At 71.9% G+C, this 5962-nt stretch carries 8 protein-coding genes and 1 tRNA gene; 8 read left to right on the top strand and 1 reads right to left on the bottom strand.

Annotation, left to right across the window (positions count from 1 at the left end):
• The first annotated feature begins 18 nt into the window (after positions 1-18).
• Both VIG79_RS06440 and VIG79_RS06445 read left to right on the top strand, forming a co-directional pair.
• On the top strand, positions 19-1308 hold the full coding sequence (locus tag VIG79_RS06440) for a glutamate-5-semialdehyde dehydrogenase (RefSeq protein WP_331883608.1): 1290 nt from the start codon (positions 19-21) through the stop codon (positions 1306-1308).
• Between the two features lie 58 nt (positions 1309-1366).
• Positions 1367-2062: a class I SAM-dependent methyltransferase gene (locus VIG79_RS06445; RefSeq protein ID WP_331883611.1), complete on the top strand. Its 696-nt coding sequence runs from the start codon at positions 1367-1369 to the stop codon at positions 2060-2062.
• Here VIG79_RS06445 and VIG79_RS06450 read toward each other — a convergent pair.
• On the bottom strand, positions 2003-3253 hold the full coding sequence (locus VIG79_RS06450) for a glycosyltransferase (protein ID WP_331883614.1): 1251 nt from the start codon (positions 3251-3253) through the stop codon (positions 2003-2005). The two genes, VIG79_RS06445 and VIG79_RS06450, sit on opposite strands and share 60 nt — an antisense overlap.
• Before the next feature lie 116 nt (positions 3254-3369).
• On the opposite strand from VIG79_RS06450, the gene VIG79_RS06455 reads away from it, so the two are divergent.
• The 6 genes from VIG79_RS06455 (at position 3370) to VIG79_RS06480 (ending at position 5915) form a co-directional block, all read left to right on the top strand.
• On the top strand, positions 3370-3660 hold the full coding sequence (locus tag VIG79_RS06455) for a DUF402 domain-containing protein (RefSeq protein WP_331883617.1): 291 nt from the start codon (positions 3370-3372) through the stop codon (positions 3658-3660).
• A gap of 264 nt (positions 3661-3924) precedes the next feature.
• Positions 3925-4131 carry a hypothetical protein gene (locus VIG79_RS06460; RefSeq protein ID WP_331883620.1) on the top strand — a complete coding sequence of 69 codons (207 nt, stop codon included), beginning with the start codon at positions 3925-3927 and terminating at the stop codon, positions 4129-4131.
• A gap of 42 nt (positions 4132-4173) precedes the next feature.
• A complete protein-coding gene (gene nadD, locus VIG79_RS06465) occupies positions 4174-4758 on the top strand; it encodes a nicotinate-nucleotide adenylyltransferase (RefSeq protein ID WP_331883623.1) in 585 nt (194 codons plus the stop codon).
• Positions 4755-5123 (top strand): ribosome silencing factor, encoded by a 369-nt coding sequence (gene rsfS / locus VIG79_RS06470; protein ID WP_331883626.1) that lies wholly within the window; start codon positions 4755-4757, stop codon positions 5121-5123. Before nadD ends, rsfS begins: the two co-directional genes overlap by 4 nt.
• 10 nt (positions 5124-5133) lie before the next feature.
• Positions 5134-5778 carry a histidine phosphatase family protein gene (locus VIG79_RS06475; RefSeq protein ID WP_331883629.1) on the top strand — a complete coding sequence of 215 codons (645 nt, stop codon included), beginning with the start codon at positions 5134-5136 and terminating at the stop codon, positions 5776-5778.
• 64 nt (positions 5779-5842) lie between these two features.
• A tRNA-Ala gene (locus tag VIG79_RS06480) sits at positions 5843-5915 on the top strand.
• Positions 5916-5962: the final 47 nt, after the last annotated feature.

Here is a 5962-nt window from a genome sequence, read left to right on the forward strand (position 1 = left end):
GCGCCGTAGTCTGGGGACATGGCCGCCGAGACTATCGACCCTGCCGCGGTCAAGCAGGTGAATGCGCTTGCGGAGGGTGCCCGACGGGCGTCCCGACAGCTCGCACTGCTCCCGCGCACGGCGAAGGACGAGGCCCTGCACGCCATCGCCGACGGCCTGGTCGCGGCGACCGACGAGATCGTCACCGCCAACGCCGAGGACCTCAGCCGCGGTCGTGACCACGGTCTGTCCGAAGGGCTGCTCGACCGGCTGACTCTTGACGAGCGACGCATCGGGGCGATCGCCGACGCGGTCCGTGACATCGCACGGCTGCCCGACCCGGTCGGCGAGGTCGTGCGGGGTTCGACGCTGGCCAACGGGCTGCAGATCCGCCAGCTGCGGGTGCCGATGGGCGTCGTCGGGATGATCTACGAGGCCCGCCCCAACGTCACGGTGGACGCCGCGACGCTCGGCCTCAAGAGCGGCAACGCGGTGATCCTTCGGGGCGGCTCGGCGGCCGCGTCGAGCAACCGCGCGCTGGTCGGCGTGATGCGCAAGGCCCTGGGGTCCCTGGGGATTGACGAGAACGCGGTATGCCTGCTCGACGGCGGCGGCCACGACGCCGCCCGGGCGCTGATGACCGCTCGCGGCCTCGTCGACCTGGTGATCCCCCGCGGCGGCGCCAACCTCATCCAGACCGTGGTGACCGAGTCCACGGTGCCGGTCATCGAGACGGGGATCGGCGTCAACCACGTCTACGTCGACGCGGCTGCCGACCTCGACGTCGCCGAGCGCATCGTCGTCAACGCCAAGGCTCAGCGGCCCAGCGTGTGCAACGCGGCGGAGACCCTCCTCGTCCACGAGTCGGTGGCCGAGGCGTTCCTGCCCAAGGTGCTGGCCGGCCTCGGTGGCGCCGGCGTCGTCGTGCACGCCGGCCCCGAGCTGGCGGAGCAGGCGGAGGCGGCCGGGGCGGCCTACACGCTCGCCTCCGACGAGGACTACCGGACCGAGTGGTACTCCCTCGACATGAGCGTGCGCACGGTGCCCGATCTCGACGCGGCCCTGGACCACATCCGGACGTTCGGCACGCAGCACACCGAGGTGATCGTCACCGAGGACCGGGGCGCCGCTCGCCGGTTCACCTCGGAGGTCGACGCGGCCGTCGTCATGGTCAACGCGTCGAGCCGGTTCACCGACGGTGCCGAGTTCGGGTTCGGGGCCGAGATCGGCATCTCGACCCAGAAGCTGCACGCCCGCGGCCCGATGGCCCTGCCCGAGCTGACGACGACCAAGTGGGTCGTCGAGGGGGACGGCCAGGTCCGGGCCTGAGCCACCCCGACCGACACGGATTCGTGTGCCGGCGACCCCGCTGGCATGATGACCGACCGTGGAGGGCACCGAGGTCCGGAAGCTGGCCGCGCTCGAGGACACCCACTGGTGGTACCGCGAGCGCCGGCACCTGCTGGGCAAGGCCCTGCAGGGGGTCACGCCCGGTCGGGCCCTCGACATCGGCGCGGCCGGTGGCGGCAACACCCGGGTGCTGCGTGACCTCGGCTGGACGCCGGTCGCCATGGAGTACGGCGAGGAGGGGGCGGAGGTCGCCCACGAGCGCGGCCTCGCCACGGTCCGTGCCGACGCGCGCCACCTGCCGCTGGCCGACGCCTCGCTGAGCCTGGTCGTCGCGTTCGACATCCTCGAGCACATCGAGGAGGACGACATGGCGGTCACCGAGATCAACCGGGTGCTCCGGCCGGACGGGACCTTCCTCGTCGCCGTCCCGGCCGACCCGAAGCTGTGGTCCGACCACGACGTCGCCGTGGACCATGTCCGCCGCTACACGCGCGAGACGCTGTCGTCGGTGCTGCACCGTGGCGGGTTCGACATCGCCGCGATGACGTCGTGGAACGTGCTGCTGCGGCCGGTCGTCGCGATGCGGCGCAAGAAGGCGTCGGGCAGTGACCTCGACGACCTCCACCCGGTCGTCAACGGCGCGCTCACCGCGATCATCACCGCGGAGCGCTACCTACCGGTCAAGCAGCTCCCCGGCGTGAGCCTCCTGGTCACGGCGCACCCGCGCGGCTGACGCGGGCACCGAGGGGGCCACGGACGGAGCCACGGACGGAGCCACCGGCACGGTGGCGGTGACCGGCTCGACCGGTTCCGCGCGCTGCACGGGCACCGGCGCCCCGGCGGGCTCCGCGGGAAGCGGCGCGGAGGGGACCGGCTCGTCCTCGTGCGCCGCATACCGGCTGTCCGGGGTTTGGGCGACCGGCGGGTGGGTGCCCGCGACCAGCCGCGCGTCCGGCGGCAGCGGGGTGTCCGTCGGTCCGTGCCGGCCCTTGGTCGCCGTCAGCGAGTCGTAGGCGATGAAGTAGGTCGGGCGGCCCTGCATCTGGGTGTACATCCGGCCGATGTACTCGCCGAGCAGGCCGAGGCAGAGCAGCTGCACGGCGCCGACCGAGGACACGATGAGAACGGTGGAGGTCCAGCCGGCGACGGTGTGCCCGCTGACGCCGGCCACGATGGCGTAGACCGCGAGCAGCACGGCGAGGACGCCGCCGCCGAGGCCGAGGAACGTCGCGAGCCGCAGCGGCGCCATCGAGAACCCGGTCACGGCGTCGAGCGAGAGCTTGAGCATCTTGAAGAACGGGTACTTCGACGCGCCGGCGGCCCGCTCGTCGCGGCGGTACTCGACCACGTCCGAAGGGAACCCCAGCGCCGGCGTGATGAACCGCAGCACCCGGTTGTGCTCGGGCAGGTCGTTGATGGCGTCGACGGTCGCCCGGGACATCAGCCGGAAGTCACCGGCGTCGCTGATCGCCTCGGTACCGGAGATGGTGCGGATCGTCGTGTAGAACGTCTTCGCGGTGAACCGCTTGAACCACGAGTCGGTCGAGCGGTCGCTTCGGACGCCGTAGACGACGTCGACCCCCTCGCCGCGGGCCTTGGCCAGCATCTGGGCGATGACCTCGGGCGGGTCCTGCAGGTCGGCGTCGATGGTGACGACGAAGTCGCCCCGAGCGCACTGCAGCCCCGCGGAGATGGCCGCCTGGTGGCCGGCGTTGGCCCGCAGCCGGACGACCCTGAGGTTGTCCCACTCGCGGTGCAGGCGCTGGAGGATCGCGGGCGTCAGGTCGGTGCTGCCGTCGTCGACCGCCAGCACCTCGTAGGTCGCGTCGACGGCCTCGAGGACGGGGCGCAGCCGGTCGACGAGGAGGGGGAGGACGTCCTCCTCGTTGTACATGGGGATGACCACGGACAGCACCGGATGCATACCCTCCAGGTTACGGCCGCCGCGAGCCGCGCGCTGTGCGTCGGATGTCCGCCGCCCATGAACGTGCTCATGCTGTTACCGGGAGCGTTCGTCCGAGCGTTGCCTACGTTGGCGGGATGGAGCGGGGCGACGTCGAGCCGGTGCGGTTCGGCAAGTGGGGCGACCGGCCGCACTGGGAGATGGACCTGCGCTACCTCGGCTCCGATGAGTTCGGGTGGTGGCTCGGGTCGCCCGCCGGTATGCCGATGCGTCGCCCGGGGATGACCACGAGGACGGACGCGGAGTGCGCCTTCCTCGTCCCACGGGACGGCGACACGGTCCGAGCCGTCGACCTCGACCTCGACGTCGTCAAGGCCTGGGACGGCACGGTGCTCGTCGACGACGAGGATTGGGCCTACGCCCGCTAGGGCGGGGAGTTCGCGGAGCACCAGGTCCAGCTCGGCTACCCGCCGGAGGTTGTGGCCGCGGCGCAGCGGTCCTGCGACGCCTTCGTGGCGGCCATCTCGGGGGGCAGGAGCCATGGGTGAGCGTCGGCCGTCCTGGTGCGCGCTCGCCCTCGACCTGGTGCTCGCCCCCCTGCCCGACTGGGCCGACGGGTCCTGAGCCCCGCCGGGGAACGAGCGGCGTCGCATACCAGGGGTATGCGGGTCACGGCGCGTTAGGCTGGGCGCATGCCCGCGAGCGCTCTGCCTGTCGTCCTCACCGGCCTCGTCAGTGCCGAGGAGCAGCACCAGTCTCTGCCGATGCCCCCGCTCGCCTACGGCCTCATCGCGTTCGCCGCCTTCCTGCTCGGGCTGGGCGTGCTCTGGACGTTCCGCAACACGGCCGCGAAGATCCCGACCAAGGGTGGCAGCAACGACGCCGAGTTCCACGGGTGACGGTCGAGGGCCCGAGGTGACCCGCTGAGCCGCCGGCTCGGCGTGATGGGTGGGACGTTCGACCCCATCCACCACGGTCACCTCGTCGCCGCCAGCGAGGTGCAGTCCCGGTTCGGGCTGGACGAGGTCGTCTTCGTCCCGACCGGACGCCCGTGGCAGAAGGACGCCGCCGAGGTGAGCCCGGCCGAGCACCGCTACCTCATGACCGTCATCGCCACCGCGTCGAACCCGCGGTTCACCGTCAGCCGTGTCGATGTCGACCGGACCGGTGCGACCTACACGATCGACACCCTGCGCGAGCTGCGCGACGCCGAGCCGGACGCCGAGCTGTTCTTCATCACCGGGGCGGACGCCCTGGAGCAGATCCTCACCTGGAAGGACGTCGACGAGCTGTGGGAGCTCGCGCACTTCGTCGGCGTGACGCGGCCGGGGCACGAGCTGTCCGACCGGGGACTGCCGACCGACCGGATCACGCTCATGGAGGTGCCCGCCATGGCGATCAGCTCTACCGACTGCCGCGCCCGCGTCGAGGGAGGCCAGCCGGTCTGGTACCTCGTGCCCGACGGCGTCGTCCAGTACATCAACAAGTACCGCTTGTACGCCCCGTCCTCAGTAGGAGATTCGTGACCGCAACACCCCGAGCACTGCAGCTGGCCCGCGTGGCCGCCCTCGCCGCCGAGGACAAGATCGCCCAGGACGTCATGGCGATCGACGTCAGCGACCAGCTCGCGCTGACCGACGTCTTCGTCATCGCCTCCGCGAGCAACGAACGCCAGGTCGGCGCCATCGTCGACGAGATCGAGGACCGGCTTCGCGATGCCGGCGTCAAGCCCATCCGTCGCGAGGGCGCCCGCGAGGGACGGTGGGTCCTCATCGACTTCGGCGACATCGTCGTGCACGTCCAGCACGTCGACGAGCGCGAGTTCTACCAGCTCGAGCGGCTCTGGAAGGACTGCCCGGAGATCGACCTCGCGTCGGTCCCCGCGCCGTGACCCCGCCCCGATGACCGACGCGGGGACGCGCCGGCTGCTCGTGCTCCGCCACGGGGAGACCCTCGACAACGCGGCGGGGATCTGGCAGGGCCGCAAGGACTCCGAGCTGTCGCCGATCGGGTTGGTCCAGGCCGACCGGGCCGCGCCGGTCGTCGCCGCCTACCAGCCGGAGGTCGTCGTCGCGTCGGACCTCGCTCGGGCTCGGGTGACCGCCGAACGGGTCGGTGCCGCGGCCGGTATGCCGGTACGTCTCGACCCGCGCTTGCGCGAGATCGACGTGGGGGAGTGGCAGGGCGCGACGACGGCCGAGGTGCGGAACCGCGACCCCGAGCTGCTGGCCGAGATGGGCCGGGGCGAGGACGTTCGCCGTGGCCGGACCGGGGAGACGGTCGCGGAGCTGGCGGCCCGGGTCCGGGCAGCACTCGACGACGTCATCGCGGAGCTCTCGCCGAGCCGCGTCGCGGTGGTCGTCTGCCACGGCGTCGCCGCCCGCGCCGGGGTCGCCTCGCTGGTCGGGCTGGACCAGATGCAGGCCCAGCAGATGCTGTGGGGTCTCGACAACTGTCACTGGGCGGTCCTGGCCGAGGCGTCGCTGGTGTCCGGCGCGCCGGTCCCCACGCGCTGGCGGATCGACGCCTGGAACCTCGGCGCCTGACCACGCTGATTTGGGCCGCACTCACGCGGCTCGCTACACTTCCGCAGTCCCCTCACGGGGATCCGGGGCTGTGGCGCAGCTGGTAGCGCACCTCCATGGCATGGAGGGGGTCAGGGGTTCGAGTCCCCTCAGCTCCACGAGAACGTGCTGGCCAGGCCGCTTCGCGGCGTGGCCAGCACTTTTT

The organism is Lapillicoccus sp. (assembly GCF_036559105.1).
Lineage (GTDB): Bacteria > Actinomycetota > Actinomycetes > Actinomycetales > Dermatophilaceae > Lapillicoccus.